Here is a 16,874-nt window from a genome sequence, read left to right on the forward strand (position 1 = left end):
GACAGGCTGATGAATGGCGGCGGGTATGGGAGATGAAAGCAAACACGCCAAAAGGACCGGCACGGATTGGCCGGAATGCAATTGGCAGTGACAGCTCCGGCGTTGGTCCCCTGATTGGGTCAACCGCATCCAGAATCGCTTTCAGTCCCTGATAGGACGCCGTCAGGTCGCGGCAATCTAGGGGAGTGAAGACAGAGGATCAAGCGCGAAAGCGACATCATTTGGTCGAAACAGGAACCGTTGCAAAACGGGTTTGTCTTTCCCTCGTATTTCACCTAAAGATCGAATCGTCGCCACCATGGATACCTGAGCGTGAAGCACTTCCGGCAACAATTTCCGGCTCTGAGAGCGGCAGCTTTAATGCTGCTGATGCTTCCGTTTTTCATGTCTGCGCTGGTTCCGCAGGGGTACATGCCGGCCCTTCAGGCCGACGGCAGTTTCACCGTCACGATCTGTACGCCCGAAGGGTTCAGAACTGTCACGCTTGATGCCAATGGCGTCGAAATTCCTTCGCCGTCTGAGGGTGACGAGCCTGCTTCCTTTGACCATTGCGTCTTTGCCGGCGTTGGCGCTTTTCTGGGATCGCAGCAGGCATTAGAGGTCTGGCCGCTCTCCGTCGAACAAGAGACAACCCTTTCGCTTCGCGACATTGCTTTGGCGAAGGCAGCCATTGCCGGCACTCTGGGTGCGCGGGCTCCGCCGCGCCGGGTTTGAACGCAGCTTAAACCGTCAAAACCCAATCGAAATGTGAACCCTGCCGATCGCCTGATCAGGCAGTGGTCCCGCAATGGAGCACACATGAACAACATTTCCCTGGACGCCACAGGCGCGTCCACACCCAGCCGCTTTTACCTGGCGGCCTGGCGCTGGCACTTTTATGCCGGACTTTTCGTAATGCCCTTCCTGACGATCCTCGCAGTCACCGGCATGATGATGATGTATATAGGTTATTTCGATGGCCGGGACGGCGAGAAAATCACTGTCCCGGTTCCCGAGAACAAGGTGGCCCTCAGCGTATCCACGCAAGCCGATGCAGCATTGGCTTCTTCGCCCGGTAGTGAGCTTGTCGAATGGTTGAAAGGCCGGTCGGACAACAGTGTGTCGGTCTTCCGGATCGCGAAGGACGACGAGCAGATGATGGTCGCCGTAAATCCCTATACCGGCGACATCGTGGAAAGCTGGAACCGCCGCCAGGGCTGGTATGATTTCGCTGACGGCATTCACAGCGATCTCCTTCTTGGTACTCCGGGTGACCGGCTTCTCGAGATCGCCGCAGGTCTTGCCATCGTTCTGGTTGTGACCGGAATTTATCTCTGGTGGCCGCGCGATGTCTCTCTTGTTCGCGCAATTGTTCCCGATCTGCGTCAGAAAGGCCGGGCGCTCTGGAAAACGCTGCACGTCAATGTGGGGATTTATGTCTCCGTGCTCTTGTTGCTCTTTCTTGTGACCGGCATGTCCTGGACAGGCATCTGGGGCGGCAAGATCGTTCAGGCATGGAGCACATTCCCCGCAGAAAAGTGGGACAACGTTCCGCTGTCGGACGAAACGCACGCGTCCATGAACCACGGCGCGGTATCCGACGTTCCCTGGGCGTTGGAACAGACTCCCATGCCGGCATCCGGTTCGAAAGAGGGTGTCGAAGGCACGGCGCCGGATGTCCCCGTCGATATCGACAGCATCGCAGCGCTTGCCGCATCGGTCGGGTTCAATGCCAGATACCGCATTGCCTTTCCGCGAAGCGAAACCGGTGTCTGGACGATCAACCAGGACACAATGAGTTCGGACGCAGAAGATCCGTTTGCAGACAGGACCGTGCACGTGGATCAATACACAGGCAGGGTTCTGGCAAATGTTGCGTTTGCCGATTACTCGGCAGCCGGCAAGGCGATGGCGGTCGGTATCCCGTTCCACATGGGTCTGATGGGGCTGTGGAACCTGATCCTGAACACGGCTGTGTGCCTGTCCGTGATCTTCTTGAGCTTAAGCGGTGTCGTCATGTGGTGGCTGCGGCGGCCCAAGGGCCTGGCCTTGCGGGTCTTCGCACCCAAGACCCCCGAAGATCTGCCGCATTGGCGCAGTGCCATGATCCTGATGCTTGCCTTGTCGCTCGCCTTTCCGCTGGCAGGTGTAACGTTGCTGAGCGTACTCGCGCTTGACTATCTGATCGTCAAGCGGGTGCCGATGCTCCGCCGGGCGCTCGGATAGTTTCCAAGCCGGGCGCTGATCGTTTCAGTGCCCGGTTCTTCATTGCGGTTCAGGTGTGCCGAATGACCAGCAGAGTGATGTCGTCAAAGACGGTCTGGGTTCCGATATGCGCCTTGACGTCACCGATGATGCCCTTGAGGACTTGTGACGCCTGCGCTGCTGCATGCCGCTGCGCGCTTTCCAGCAACCGCTCCATGCCGAAGAGCTCGCCTTCCGGGCTTTCTGCTTCAGTCACTCCATCTGTGTAAAGCACGATCATGTCGCCCGCACCGAAGGGGACGTCCTTGGTTTCAATATAGGGCGCGATGTCCTCATCGAGGCCGATCGGGAAGCCGAGATCCACCGTATCAATGACGTCGCAACGGCCATCCTCACGCAGGATGATCAGCTCTTCGTGCTGTCCGGAAAGCGTTACCTTGTCATGATCGAAATCGAGGAAGGACAGCGTGAGGTGCTTGTCCGTTTTCGTGCGCCTGATATTGCGGCAGATTGCGCTGTTGAGCGAGACCAGGAACTGCCGCGGATCCGAGGGACCGCGTTCCTGAAGCGCAACGGCGACCGACTGCACCATCAGCATGAGCACACCGCTCTCAAGGCCATGTCCCGTAACGTCGCCGATCCCGATCTTGACGCGGCCGTCGAGCTGCAGCACATCATAGTAGTCACCGCCGACTTCGTCGGCCGGTTCCATGAAGGCTGCAATTTCCAGTTCGCGAATGCCGCCGAGCTCATCCTTGGTCGGCAGCACCATCATCTGGATCTGCCGCGCGACCTCGATCTCGGCGCCGAGCCGCAGGTTTTCGGACGTGAGCTGATCGTTCAGTTGCGCAATTTCGGTGTTGGCGTGCTCCAACTCACCGTTCATCCGGTGGAAGCGGGTCGCCTGGTGCCATTGAAGGCCGGTGACTGCTGCGCCAATCGCGCCGGCTCCGGCAAAATAGAGCAACAGAAACTTGAAGGACCACAGGTTGGCGGCGATCGGCTGGCTTATGGTGATCGCCTGAATGCCGCGCACATCACCCACTTCCCAGTCGGTCTTGGGACTTTCGGGGTGCGAGTTGTGGCAGGGAACGCAGGACTCGGCGAGAAAAACCGGCGAGGCGATCTGAATGCTGCGGTTAAAAATCGACCCTTCATAGCCGATTTCCAGATCGGCGGGATCACGGCTGTCGCGGAAATCGGCGAGCGCCTTTTTTTCAAAGTCGTTGAGCTCGTGCGAAGACCTGTCATCGAACGGCAAGTCGGACACAAAACGGTATTTCAGATTGCGGCCGTCACCGCCAATGACCTGACCGAGTTCGATGGACAGCGTGGCCGGAATCGGAATTCCGCCTGGCGTCTCGTGATACTCATGTGTGGGGACAATGTCTCCGGTCGCGCCCAGGACGCGTCCGACGACATTTTGCGCGTAATAGGATCTGATCTCGCTGATCGCATCGTCCAGATCGACCGCTTGGGATTTCAGCGACGTGTCCGAGATTGACCTGAGGTCCAGCCAGACGGCAACAGGCAGCAAGGCGAGACCGAGCAGGATAAGCACCAGAAACACCAAGGGGCGTTCAATCAGCTTGAGCCAAAATCTGTCGACGCGGCGGTGTTCGATTTGCTGCATTCTTGTTCCTGATTCGACCAAAAGCCGTGTGAACCTATAGGTTGTGGAGCGCCATACTGGAATACCTTCTCGTTGTCTACAGTATGGTACCCGATTGCAGCTCTTGCTACATCCCTGCGGGAAAATTTCAACGCTGGTATGAATGATCGGTTATTGGCGGAAGGTGGCGACACGAAGGTGGAGCGGGAGCAAGTCATATGAGAAGTCTTCTCTTTAGCTCCTAAGCCGCGACTGCCCAGTCTCCGGCATCTTCCCGCGCGCCGATAAGCGCAAGGCCGTTGGCGACGGAGGTGAGCTCATTGCCGCCGGAGATTTTCTCCGTGCCGAACCGGTTCGCGAACTGGTGCCGCACGGCGGGTACGAAGGATGTGCCACCTGTCATGAACACGCGATCTATATCGGTTTCCGCAAGTCCTGCCTTCTGAAGGGTGGCATCGAGAGCCTTGTCCATTTTGGCAAGGTCAGAGGCGATCCAGCCTTCGAAATCTAGGCGGGAGACCGATGCCCGGAAATCCGAACCGAGAGGCGAGAACGAAAACTCCGCTTCATCTTCCGAAGACAATCGTGCTTTCGTTTCCGATACCGACTTGTAGAGCGGATATCCCTGATCCTCTTCGACCAGCTCGATGAAAAGCTCGATCTTGTCCGGTTCCAGGCACCAGCGCAGCAGCTTCTTCATCTCCTTGAAATCGTCCGACGTCTTGAAGATCGACAGCATGTGCCAGCGGGCGAAATTGGAGAAAAGATTTGGCGGGATTTCGAGGATCTTGCCCATGCTCTTATAAGACGATCCCTTGCCGAGTTTCGGCAGGACGACGTTGTCGATGATGCGGTAGTCGAACGTGTCGCCGGCAACACCGATACCGCCGCGTCCGAGCGGAGTGGCCTTCAAGTGTCCTGCCCTGGTCTCGAAGCGCATAATGGAATAGTCCGTGGTGCCGCCTCCAAGATCCGCGACAAGAATGGTCGTATCCCTTTCGAGCGACTGCGCATAGGAAAACGCGGCACCGACCGGTTCCATCACGAACAGGATGTCTTCAAAGCCGACCTTGCGAAACGCCTTCCTGTAGCGCTCCATCGCGAGAGTTTCATCCGGATTGTGACCGGCGAACTCAACCGGCCGTCCGACGACGAGCCGCGTCCTCGCTGGATGGAACGCCGTGCCTGCACGCTCGAATGCGCAGCGCAGGAACGTCGCCATCAGGTCTTCGAATTCGAAGCGGACGCCGTAGACACCCGTGCCTTTGAACACACGGCTTGCCGCGAAGGTCTTCAGTGACTGGATAAAGCGGACGTCACCGAAACTTTCCAGAAACTGCCGGATCGCCCAGGGCCCGACCTCCGGATGGAGTGCGCGCGCGGCACCGCGGTCGAGAAAGCTCAGTACCGTCGGTAGCGACGAGAAGTCCGCTGCATTATCGCTGAAAGTGACCGGCTGCGTCCCTCCTTGCGCGGCGGCAGTGACAGCCACCGTGTTGGACGTCCCGAAATCAAGTCCGATTGTCTCAATCATCTCAGCCGACCTCGTTTGCAGCACGCCAACCACAGTCCGCAGGAAACAGCACGCGCGCGACCGGAAGATCTGGCCACGTCGCATCGATCAGGTCAAAGGCGCACGGAACATGCAGCCCGAAGGTTGCTGATCTTGCTGGCGGTTCGCGTTCATAGTCTGGAGTGGGCAGGCTGGATACGGTCAAACGCTGGAAAAGGCAAGCCCGGGTGCGAAAAAATCTGGATTCAGCAGCTCTGATGCAGGCACATTTAGTGGTGTTCCAGAACGCCGTTTTGTTCCATGACGTCGCTCGGAGCATGCGCGCGCACGGCAGACGGTGCCACGCGGGTTTTCTTCCGCCGTTCGGTCGGCGAAAATCCGAACTTCTCCCGGTAGACACTCGCGAAATGCGCCTGGTCTACAAAGCCGGTCGAAAACGCCACCTGGGCAACGGCCATCCTGGTTTTGCGCAAAAGCTCGTCCGCCTTGTGCAGGCGGATATCCATGTAGCAGCGCATGACGCTGATACCGAGATCGGATTTGAAGTTTCGCTGCAGCTTGCGCGAACTCACGCCGGCCAGCATTGCGATCTGGTCGAGTGTCAAAAGGTCCGTGACATGGCTTTCCATGAGTTCGACCGCTGCGGTGACGCAGCTGTTCAAACTGGTGTTGCTGCCAAGGTAACGTGAGCGCAGCGGTTCCTCCGCACTGCGCATGCCGCTATGCACGAGCCAGTCGCTGACTGTTGTCGCAAGTTCAGCGCCAAGCTCGGACTTCACGAGCGCAAGCATCATGTCGAGCGACGCGACACCGCCGGCGCAGGTGTAGCGGTTGCGGTCGATCACGAAGATGCGGCGTTCCAGAAAATAGGCATCGGAAAGGGCGTTCAGCTCTTCAAAATGCTCCCAGTGGACGGTGAGCCGCCGGTCGTCCATCAGGCCGGCTTTGGCCAGTAGCGAACCGCCCCCGGAAATACCGCCAAGCTCAACGCCGTGTGCCGCCAGGCGTCGAAGCTGGGCGTAGAATGCGGGGTTCTCGGCATCGCCAAGATTGCTTCCCGCGACGACGAAAAGAAGATCGACCTGGTTGCTCAGGATCCCGAGAGGTTCCGTTTCGAAATAAGCGCCGCAGGAAGCGCGTACCTTGCCGGCATTTTGCGAATAGTAAGACAGGGTGAAATGTTCCGATTCACCCAGCAGATTGGCCGCGCGCAACGGTTCGATCGCGGACGCGACCGACATCAATGCGTATCCGTCGATTAACAGAAATCCTATTTTGCGGCGTCTGGTCTCGCTTTTCATTCCAATACCTTAGGCAGACTCAGCTTGAGAAGCTAGGCTGATAGGGCGGCTCTGAGCCGGAAGCTCCGTAGTAAAGCCTGACAACATGTTCGGCTTCGGCGAAAAACAGCCACCGGGACGCAAATGCACCGACGAGATAAAACACGGTTGCAAGCACGGCTGTGAACGGGTTGACCGGCAAGAGCGCGACAATGATCAGCGGGATAAAAATCATTGCTACGAATGAAATGATCCTGAGTTTCTGCGCGTGCTTGCGGCCCACGACATGGGCCATTTCCTTCAGGAGATAGTTCGATCCTGTATGCGGGGGTTCGAACAGCCGAGCCTTGCCGCGATCGCCGAGACCTGTCGCCGTCTCGATGGTATGGCCGCGCTCGCCAAAGCGCCGATCGCCAAGGACCCAGTGCAGTATTTGTACACCGCCTGCGGCGAGGAGCAACACGATTGCCGCGGTGGCCTGCTGAGCAATAATGGCACCGCCCGCAAGGGAAATGGTCAGCATATGCAGGGGCGTCAGCCAGTGGTTCCAGCGCGGAACTGTCTTCAATTGGGCATAGATCATCGCCGTTGCCAGCACGGTGGCAAGAGACAGAAGCGTCCCCAGCAGACCGAGCGGTGCGATCGTGACCCCGACAAAGACGGCCGCAGCACCGAAAACCGCAAGAACGATAAGGGCAAAGGTTGAGAGCCAGGCTTCTCTGGACAGCCAGCTGGACCGCCACTGGGTGAATGCCTTGAGCGCCCTTTGCGGATTGCCGAGGTGGAATGTGGAGGACACCAGTCCGCCAACGGCCAGTGCATAGGCAATCGCAAAATAGAAGAACGCTTCCCATCCGGTGACCTTCGGCATGCCAAGGCCGAGAAACGTCAGAAGCCCGAAGCCGAGGCCGGACAGAACGGTGAAGATGATAACGGAGGGAGCCGGATGCATCAGAGCGCCTCCAGTCTTTTGTCGAGCCAGGCGAGAAAACCTTTTGGTTCTTCGGCAACGGGCTCAAGGAGAGGCGTGAGGACGTCCATGTCCTGCAACTGGTCCTTGGGCCGGGGAGGCAGATACTTGTTGACCGGCTTGGTTCCCTGTTCCGGCATCAGGTCGATGCCGCCGCGCTCTGCGACCAGCTTGGAGACATTGCTGTCCGGGTCGGCGAAGTCCCCGAAATGGCGTGCGCCTGCCGGGCAGGTCCGGACGCATGCAGGTACGCGATCCTCTTCCGGCAGATTGTCATTGTAGATCCGGTCAACGCACAGCGTACATTTTTTCATGACGCCGGCGGTCGGATCCATTTCACGTGCACCATAAGGACAGGCCCAGGCGCATAGCCCGCAGCCGATACAGGCGTCCTCGTTGACAAGAACAATGCCGTCTTCGGTCCGTTTGTAGCTGGCGCCGGTCGGGCAGACGGTCACGCAGGGCGCATCTTCACAGTGCAGGCATGATTTGGGAAAGTGTACCGTCTGGCTGCAGCCGCCGCCTTTCGGCTCGACCTCGTAGCTGTGAATGCGGTTGAGAAAGGTGCCGACAGGATCGCCGCCGTAAGCGTCTGTATCACTCAGCGGGGCGCCGTAGTTTTCGGTGTTCCAGCCCTTGCAAGCGGTTACACAGGCATGGCAACCGACGCAGGTATCCAGGTCAATGACCAGGCCAAGCTTCTTTTCAGTCGTTTCCGGCAACAGGGTCATGAGGTCACTTTCTGTCGAACGATGGCTGGGCCCTTGCCGACCGGCGATTTCAATGCGCCGAACGCGGGCAGGCTTTCTTCAACGGGAGCAGCTTTTTCAATGCGAACCCTCAGATCGAACCAGGCAGCCTGGCCGGTTACAGGATCTGAATTCGACCACCTGAGCCCGTCGCCCTTTGGCGGCAGCAGCTCGTGAATGAGATGGTTCAACAGGAATCCGCGCGTTGCTTCGGGTGCATCCTCGTCCAGGGCCCAGGCACCCTTGCGCTTACCGATCGCGTTCCAGGTCCACACGGTGTTTTCGTTAAGGCCCGCCATGTGCGCGACCGGAACGGTAATCTCGCCATGAACCGAAGTGACCTTCGCCCAGTCGCCGTCCTTGAACCCGTGTTCCGTCCAGAGCTTTGTCGGCACATAGAGCGGGTTGCGTCCGTGTATCTGCCGGAGCCACGCATTCTGGCTGCCCCAGGAATGGTACATGGCCATCGGCCGCTGGGTGAGGGCGTGGATCGGATAGCTGTCCGTATCGACAGATGCCTCCTCGAGCGGTTCATACCAGGCCGGTATCGGATCAAGATGATCGATGATCTGTTGCCTGAGATGATCTGGCGGCTGCCGATCGCCGTGGCCCTCTGCGGCAAGCTGCATCCGGCGCAGCGGCTCGGCATAGAGCTGAAACAGGTAGGGCTGCGGCTTGTCGTAGAACCCGAGCTTGACCGCCCAGTCCTGATAGCCGGTGTTCCAGGGCTTGTAGTAGGACGCTTCCGCCGGAACATGCTCGACGAAGAAGCTGCCGTTCTCGATGTAACGCTCAAGCTGGTTCGGGTTGACGCCGCCGCGGCCGGTTTCAGTGCCGTTCCCACGGAAGCCGGCGAGCGGGCCGATACCGGGCCGCCGCTGGTGGTTGACCATGTAGTCGGCGTAGTCGGCATAGAGCGCCTCGCCGTTTTCGTCGACAAAGCCGGGAAGTTTGAGACGCGCGCCAAGGTCGATCAGCACTGACTGAAAGCCGCGAACATCACGATCCGGCTCGATTACGGGCCAGCGGATGGCATCGGCGGCTGCATCGGCCTCACAAATCGGCCTGTCGAGCAGGGAAATGCAATCGTGCCGTTCCAGATAGGTCGTATCGGGAAGGATCAGGTCGGCATAGGCAACCATTTCCGAAGAATAGGCATCGGAATAGATGATGCGCGGAATGACGTAGTCGCCGTTCTCGTCCTTGTCGGTCAGCATGTCCATGACGCCGCGGGTGTTCATGGACGAGTTCCAGGCCATGTTGGCCATGTAGAAGAACAGCGTGTCGATCTTGTAAGGATCGCCGGCATGGGCATTTGAAATGACCATGTGCATCAACCCGTGGGCAGACAGCGGATTTTCCCAGGTAAACGCCTTGTCGATACGCGCCGGAGTGCCGTCTTCCTTCAGCGCCAGATCGTCCGGCCCGCGCACGAATCCGAGATGGGGTCCGTCGAGCGGACAATCCGGCTTGGAGTGGCAGTGAGGCGTCGGATGGGCTTCAACCGGTTTCGGGTAGGGCGGCTTGAAACGGAAGCCGCCGGGAACCTCCACCGTGCCGAGCAGGATCTGAAGGATATGCAGTGTGCGGCATGTCTGAAACCCGTTGGAATGGGCCGAGATGCCGCGCATGGCGTGGAAACTGACCGGCCGGCCGAGCATCTTTTCATGCCGGTTGCCGCGAAAATCCGTCCAGGGCTGATCGAGTTCGAAGGCTTCTTCAAATGCAACGCGCGCAAGCTCGGCGGCAATAGCCTTGATCCGTCCCGCGCTGACCCCGCAGCGCTCCGACACGGCTTCCGGGCTGTATTCGTCTGACAGAAAACGATCCGCCAGATGTTGGAACACGGTCTTGTGGGTTACGCCGTCCAGCTCGACACTGGCAGCCAGGTTCGGTTTAACCCCTTGTTTGTCAAAGGGCTCAAGCGTGCCGCTTGACCGGTCAACGACGAGCGGCTTGCCATCATCGTCACGCAGCAGGAGGCCTTCTTCGGGCGAGCCAGGGGTCGCGTTCAAAAGGCAGGGCGCATTGGTGAACTGGGAGAGGTAGGAAAGATCAATCTTGCCCGCCTTGAGCAGAACGTGGATCAGAGCGGAAATGAACAATCCATCCGTCCCTGGCGTGATGCCGACCCATTCGTCGGCAATGGCGTTGTAGCCGGAACGGATCGGATTGACGCCGATCACCTTGCCCCCGCGCGCCTTCAGTTTGCCGAGACCCATTTTGATGGGATTGGAATCGTGGTCTTCCGCGACGCCGAAAATCATGAAGAGCTTGGTGTGGTCCCAGTCCGGCTGGCCGAATTCCCAGAAAGCGCCGCCCATTGTGTAGATGCCGGCCGTCGCCATGTTGACGGAACAGAACCCGCCATGGGCGGCGTAGTTTGGTGTACCGAAATTCTGGGCCCAAAAGCTCGTGAAGCTCTGGGACTGATCGCGTCCCGTGAAGAAGGCCAGCTTTTCAGGTCCGGATTTCCGGATCGGCTCAAGCCAAGACTTGGCGAGCTCCAGCGCTTCGTCCCAGGAGATCTCTTCAAACTCACCCGATCCGCGCGGCCCGGTGCGCTTAAGCGGTGCTTTCAGGCGAGACGGCGCGTTGACCTGCATGATGCCGGATGATCCTTTGGCACACAGCACGCCCTTGTTCACGGGATGATCGCGGTTGCCTTCGATATAGGCGACCTTGCCATCCTTGAGGTGCACATTGATGCCGCAACGGCACGCGCACATGTAGCAGGTGGTTTTGCGGACTTCGTCCGACACTTTCGGTGAGGTATCGAGGACGGGATCGGTCATACCGGCTGCTCCACGCTGGTGGTCGTCTTGTCCTTGTGAAGCGACTGCGCGGTGGTGACTGCAATCATGTGAAGAATGTCCTCCGAGCTGCACCCGCGCGACAAATCGTTTGCCGGATGCGATAGACCTTGCAGGATCGGACCGATCGCGGTTGCGCCGCCAATCCTTTGTGCGATCTTGTAACCGATATTCCCTGCGTCAAGATTTGGAAATATGAAAACGTTCGCGTTGCCTGCAATTGGCGAATCCGCCGCCTTCGATTGTGCAACCTCGGGCACAAACGCTGCATCGAACTGCAACTCACCGTCGATGAGGAGATCAGGTGCGGCGGCGCGCGCAAGATCTGTCGCCTTCTGGACTTTCGAGACGGCATGGTGCTGCGCACTGCCCCGCGTCGAAAAGGACAACATGGCGATGCGGGCCTGCTCGTTCGTAAGGTCCTGAAAAGAGCGCGCCGATGCTATTGCAATTTCGCACAGCTCTTCCGCCGAAGGATCAACAACAAGGCCTGCGTCAGAGAAGATGCAAGCGCCCTTGCGCGTGTGGTGATCTTCGCAAAAAAGAAACAGGAAGAAACTCGAGACGAGCTTCGTGCCTTCTGCAACGCCGATCACCTGTATTGCCGTCTTGATGACCTCCGCAGATGACAGTACGGCACCTCCAATGCAGCCGTCCGCGTGCCCTGCCTTGACAAGCAGTGCGGCGTAGACGTGCGCAAGCTTTGTCTGTTCCAATGCCTGCTCAGGCGAAATGCCTTTGTGCTTGCGCATGGAATAATAAAGGTCGGCAAGTTCCTGCGTGAGAGGCGAATTTGAAGGGTCGTGGACCTCCAGGCCGTCAATTGTTTCGTCGAGCGCGGCGGGCCGCTTGGTATCGGGGCCATTGTCCAGAACGAGAATGATCTTGGCGACATCCTGTTTGCGTGCATCGAGTGCTGCCTGGACTACCCTTGGGTCCGTGCCTTCGCTCAGCACGATTGTCTTTTGCGCGCTGGCGGCATTTCGCAGGATATCTTCCAAAGGTTTCATGCGACCTTGCTCTCCTGGCTTTGGCTGACCGGTCTGGCCGCTGGTTGTTCCCTTTGTGCCGGCATTCGGGCAGGGCAGCGAACCGGTGGGCTGGCGCCGCCGCTGGACGATCACGTTTGACCTTTTGAGCGGCGGTGCCGGTAGTTGAAGTGCGCCGTTATCCTGTCTTCTGATCGTCTTCCCCGGAGAGAACTGTTCACCCTGGAGAAGACGTCGTTTGAGGCAAATGGCGCATCAGCGCTGGGTCTTAGACGCCTGCCTGCGGACGCATGTCGGATGCGGAAATACCAGCCACTTCCACAGGCTTCTTCATGGCATCGCGTCTGAACGGGTCACCGAGCTCCTGGTTGAGCATGGCTTCGATCAGGGTCGTTTTGCCGTGCTTCATCTGGTCTTCGATGGCCTTGTCGAGAGCCTGGGTCAGTTCGTCCATAGTGCGCGCCTGAACGCCTTCCAATCCGCAGGCCTTTGCAATACCCGCATAGCTCACCTGCTCGTCCAGCTCCGTGCCGACAAAGTTGTCTTCATACCAGAGGGTGGAATTGCGCTTCTCAGCGCCCCACTGATAGTTGCGGAAGACGATCATCGTGATTGCCGGCCATTCTTTGCGCCCGATGGCGGTCAGCTCGGTCACCGCGATGCCGAAGGCACCGTCACCTGCAAAGCCGACAACCGGTGTGTCCGGGCAGCCGATCTTGGCGCCGATAATTGCAGGCAGACCGTATCCGCAAGGTCCGAACAGGCCGGGAGCGAGATACTTCCGCCCGGTTTCGAAACTCGGATAGGCGTTGCCGATGGCGCAGTTGTTGCCGATGTCCGAGCTGATGATCGCTTCTTTCGGCAGGGCTGCCTGAATGGCGCGCCATGCCATGCGCGGGCTGAGCCAGTCCGGCTTGGCAGCACGTGCACGCTCGTTCCAGGTCGTGCCGGGATCGTCGTTTTCGTGATCCATGGAGGACAGTTGCTGAGCCCAACGCGACTTGGTCTGCGCGATCGTGTGGGTCCGGTCGTCGCGGCCGGTGTTGCCTGCAGTCGGCGACAGCTTTTCAAGAAGAGCATCGGCCACCTTGCGGGCATCGCCGACAATTCCGACTGAGACGGGCTTGGTGAGGCCGATACGATCCGGGTTGATATCAACCTGGATGATCTTGGCATCTTTTGGCCAGTAATCAATGCCGTAGCCGGGTAGCGTCGAGAACGGATTGAGCCGCGTTCCAAGCGCGAGCACGACATCGGCTTTCGAGATCAGTTCCATCCCGGCCTTGGAGCCGTTGTAGCCAAGCGGGCCGGCAAACAGGCGGTGTGATCCCGGGAAAGCGTCGTTGTGCTGATAACCGCAGCAAACCGGCGCATCGAGACGTTCGGCGAGTGCCATGGAGGATTCGATCGCGCCGCCGATAACCACACCTGCGCCGTTCAGAATAACCGGGAACTTGGCGTTGCTCAGGAGTTCCGCAGCTTCTTGAATTGCAGCATCGCCGCCGCCCGGACGTTCGAAATCGACAATCGGCGGCAGGTTGATATCGATGACCTGGGTCCAGAAATCGCGCGGCATGTTGATCTGTGCCGGAGCGCTGGCGCGTTTTGCCTGCAGGATGACACGGTTCAGAACTTCAGCCACCCGTGACGGATCGCGAACTTCTTCCTGGTATGCGACCATATCCTCGAACAAAGCCATCTGTTCGACTTCCTGAAAACCGCCCTGGCCCAACGTCTTGTTGGCAGCCTGCGGTGTGACCAGAAGAAGCGGCGTATGATTCCAGTAAGCGGTTTTGACGGCAGTCACGAAGTTGGTGATACCCGGTCCGTTCTGCGCGATCATCATGCTGACTTTACCGGTCGCGCGGGTGTATCCGTCCGCCATCATGCCGCCGGAGCCCTCATGCGCACAGTCCCAGAATTTAATGCCTGCACGCGGGAACAGATCAGAAATAGGCATGAAGGCAGAGCCGATAATGCCAAATGCGTGTTCAATTCCGTGCGCCTGAAGCACTTTTACAAAGGCTTCCTCGGTCGTCATTTTCATTGCGAATACTCCCGTGAATTCAAGGAAATCTCTTCCCGCAAATGCTGCGTTGGGGCGAGATTTAACTCGACTTACCACTGCGCTCTTAGGGCCAGTTACTAGTGCAGCATAAAGCCAGATCGGGTCGTTTCCGGTCCAACATCACCACCGCACTAGTGTTAAAGGATTTAAAAAATTGAGACAATAGGTCTCAAAAAATAAAATCCGCAGGCATCTTATGTCCGTTTTTTTACCTCGCCTGATCGACGCGGATAGAAAAATCCACGGAATCAGACCTTCACTCTTTCTGATTTCGGGTCGTAAAGCGGCTTGAGCGAGGCCTCTGCCGCCACACGAACGCCGGCAACTTCGATTTCGTAAGACGAGCTCAGAACCTCATCCGCCTTTTCACCCTTGCACGGGACATAGCCAAGACCCATTGCGCCACCCAGGGTGTGGCCATAGTTGCCGCTGCTCAGGAACCCGACGACCTCGCCGTTTCGAATGATAGGCTCTGCATGATAGAGCAGGGGTTCGGGATCTTTCAGGCGAAACTGCACCAGCCTCTTCTCGAGCCCGGCCTCGCGTTTCTTCAAGACGGCCTCGCGTCCGATAAAGTCCGGCTTGTCGCGTTTGACAGCGAAACCAAGCCCGGCCTCAAGAACATGGTCCTCGCAGGTAATGTCGTGCCCGAAGTGGCGGAACCCCTTTTCGATGCGGCAGGAATCCATCATGTGCATGCCGCACAGTTTGGCCCCCATCTCCTGGGCCGCTGCATGAAGCGTTTCAAATACATGACCAGCCATGTCTGAAGATACGTAAAGCTCCCATCCGAGTTCGCCGACATAGGTGACCCGGTGCGCGCGTGCGAGGCCCATGCCGATTTCGATATCCTGCGCGGTCCCGAAGGGATTGGTCGCGTTGGTAAAGTCGTTCGGCGACACTTTCTGCAAGAGCGCACGGGAATTCGGGCCCATTACGGCAAGTACAGCTTCGCCTGCCGTAACATCGGTAATCACGACCCGATGGTCGCCGACATGTCGGCGGAGCCATGTTTCATCGGCAAGACGCGTTGCCGCCGGCGTGACCACCAGATAGGCGGTTTCCGAAAGCCGGGTAACGGTGACATCGGCTTCAATGCCGCCGCGATTGTTCAAGAGCTGCGTATAGACGATCTTGCCCACCGGCACGGAGTAGTCGCCGCCTGCGACATAGTTCAGGTAGGCTTCGGCATCCGGCCCTTCAACGCGGATCTTGCCGAAGGAAGACATGTCGTAGATGCCGACATTCTCGCGTACGGCTTTGTGTTCGCGCGCGGCATTGTCAAACCAGTTCTGACGTTTCCACGTGTAGCGGTATTCGCGTTCCTGACCCTCGTCGGCAAACCAGTTCGCACGTTCCCAACCGGCAAACTCTCCAAAGACAGCCCCATGCGATTTCAGGTGCTCGTGAAGCGGCGTTCTGCGAATGCCTCTTGCTGTCGCCTTCTGGCGATAAGGGAAGTGATCTGCATAGAGCAGTCCGAGTGTTTCTTTCGAGCGTTCGAAGAGATATTGCCGATTGCCCTGGAAGGGCTGCATGCGCGAAATGTCGACATCGCCGAGATCGAACGGCTTTTCGCCCGTGTCCATCCATTCGGATAGCGCCATGCCGGCACCACCTGCGGACTGAATGCCGATGGAGTTGAAGCCTGCCGCTACCCAGACATTGTCCATCTCCGGAGCAAGGCCCAGATGATAGGCATCGTCCGGCGTGAAGCTTTCCGGTCCGTTGAAGAAGGTGTGAATGCCGACTTCCGCCAGAAGCGGCAACCGATTGACGGCAGCTTCCAGGATCGGTTCGAAATGATCGAAATCCTCCGGCAGCTGGTCGAATTCGAAATCATCCGGAATGCCGTTCATGCCCCAGGGCTTGGCGTTGGGCTCGAAAGCGCCCAACAGCATCTTCCCGGCATCTTCCTTGTAGTAGGCGCATTCGTCGGGAACGCGCAGGACCGGCATGTGTGTGAGACCCGGAACGCTGTCGGTGACGATGTAGAAGTGTTCGCACGCATGCAGTGGAACATTGACACCCGCCATGCGGCCAAGCTCATGGCCCCACATGCCGCCGCAATTGACCACGTGATCGCATTCAATGACACCGGACCCTTCCGCAGAGCTCCATTCAACACCTGTGATGCGCCGTCCGGTCTTCTGCAGGTTAGTGACCTTGACCCGTTCCATCACCTTGGCGCCGCCCATGCGCGCCCCTTTGGCCAGCGCGAGCGCGATATTGGCCGGGTCGCCCTGACCGTCGAGCGGCAGATAAACGCCTGCAACAACGCCATCCGTGTTCAGGTGCTCGTATCGCGCTTTCACTTCCTCGGGCGTGATTTCCTCCACTTGCACACCGAAGGAGCGCGCCATTGACGCCTGGCGGAAAATCTCCTCCTTGCGCTCTTCCGTAAGTGCGACCGTAATGGAGCCGCAGCGCCGGAAACCGGTGGCAACTTCCGTTTCCGCTTCGAGGTTGCCGTAAAGCTCCTGGCTGTATTTTGCGAGCCGCGTCATGTTTTCTGTTGCGCGCAATTGCGCAATCAGGCCCGCAGCATGCCACGTTGTTCCTGACGTCAGCTGCTTGCGTTCCAAAAGCACGACATCGGTCCAACCCTTTTTGGTCAGGTGATAGGCAACCGAACAACCGACAACACCACCGCCAATAATGACGACGCGGGCTTTGGATGGAGGTGTCACGTTAAT

10 protein-coding genes and 2 pseudogenes are annotated in these 16,874 nt (G+C 58.4%); 2 read left to right on the plus strand and 10 right to left on the minus strand.

What is annotated here, in order from left to right:
* Positions 1-360 precede the first annotated feature (360 nt).
* Positions 361-714, plus strand: a complete 354-nt coding sequence (locus ABVF61_RS14675) for a DUF2946 family protein (protein ID WP_353994291.1) — start codon at positions 361-363, stop codon at positions 712-714.
* Positions 715-798: 84 nt separating this feature from the next.
* Complete coding sequence (locus ABVF61_RS14680; protein ID WP_353994292.1) at positions 799-2,205, plus strand: PepSY-associated TM helix domain-containing protein; 1,407 nt, start codon at positions 799-801, stop codon at positions 2,203-2,205.
* Positions 2,206-2,254: 49 nt separating this feature from the next.
* Here the strand turns inward: ABVF61_RS14680 and ABVF61_RS14685 are convergent.
* From ABVF61_RS14685 to ABVF61_RS14730, 10 genes and pseudogenes are all read right to left on the minus strand, one after another.
* Positions 2,255-3,061, minus strand: a pseudogene (locus tag ABVF61_RS14685) (PP2C family protein-serine/threonine phosphatase); the annotation flags it as partial.
* 141 nt (positions 3,062-3,202) lie between these two features.
* Positions 3,203-3,817, minus strand: a pseudogene (locus tag ABVF61_RS14690) (Tll0287-like domain-containing protein); the annotation flags it as partial.
* A gap of 220 nt (positions 3,818-4,037) precedes the next feature.
* The gene (locus ABVF61_RS14695; protein ID WP_353994293.1) at positions 4,038-5,330 is read right to left on the minus strand and encodes an Hsp70 family protein; all 1,293 of its coding nucleotides are present in this window, start codon (positions 5,328-5,330) and stop codon (positions 4,038-4,040) included.
* 248 nt (positions 5,331-5,578) lie between these two features.
* Positions 5,579-6,610: a GlxA family transcriptional regulator gene (locus ABVF61_RS14700; RefSeq protein ID WP_353994294.1), complete on the minus strand. Its 1,032-nt coding sequence runs from the start codon at positions 6,608-6,610 to the stop codon at positions 5,579-5,581.
* 19 nt (positions 6,611-6,629) lie between these two features.
* On the minus strand, positions 6,630-7,541 hold the full coding sequence (locus ABVF61_RS14705) for a dimethyl sulfoxide reductase anchor subunit family protein (RefSeq protein ID WP_353994295.1): 912 nt from the start codon (positions 7,539-7,541) through the stop codon (positions 6,630-6,632).
* Entirely contained in the window at positions 7,541-8,290 is a 750-nt protein-coding gene (locus tag ABVF61_RS14710; RefSeq protein ID WP_299475574.1) for a 4Fe-4S dicluster domain-containing protein, read from the minus strand. Before ABVF61_RS14710 ends, ABVF61_RS14705 begins: the two co-directional genes overlap by 1 nt.
* Positions 8,287-11,103 (minus strand): molybdopterin oxidoreductase family protein, encoded by a 2,817-nt coding sequence (locus ABVF61_RS14715; protein ID WP_353994296.1) that lies wholly within the window; start codon positions 11,101-11,103, stop codon positions 8,287-8,289. The genes ABVF61_RS14710 and ABVF61_RS14715 overlap by 4 nt, the downstream gene beginning before the upstream one ends.
* Positions 11,100-12,131 carry a phosphate acetyltransferase gene (gene pta, locus ABVF61_RS14720; protein WP_353994297.1) on the minus strand — a complete coding sequence of 344 codons (1,032 nt, stop codon included), beginning with the start codon at positions 12,129-12,131 and terminating at the stop codon, positions 11,100-11,102. Before pta ends, ABVF61_RS14715 begins: the two co-directional genes overlap by 4 nt.
* 247 nt (positions 12,132-12,378) lie before the next feature.
* Positions 12,379-14,157, minus strand: a complete 1,779-nt coding sequence (xsc, locus tag ABVF61_RS14725) for a sulfoacetaldehyde acetyltransferase (protein WP_353994298.1) — start codon at positions 14,155-14,157, stop codon at positions 12,379-12,381.
* Between the two features lie 269 nt (positions 14,158-14,426).
* Positions 14,427-16,868 carry a GcvT family protein gene (locus tag ABVF61_RS14730; protein WP_502949966.1) on the minus strand — a complete coding sequence of 814 codons (2,442 nt, stop codon included), beginning with the start codon at positions 16,866-16,868 and terminating at the stop codon, positions 14,427-14,429.
* Positions 16,869-16,874: the final 6 nt, after the last annotated feature.

Source organism: Roseibium sp. HPY-6 (genome assembly GCF_040530035.1).
Classification (GTDB): Bacteria; Pseudomonadota; Alphaproteobacteria; order Rhizobiales; family Stappiaceae; genus Roseibium.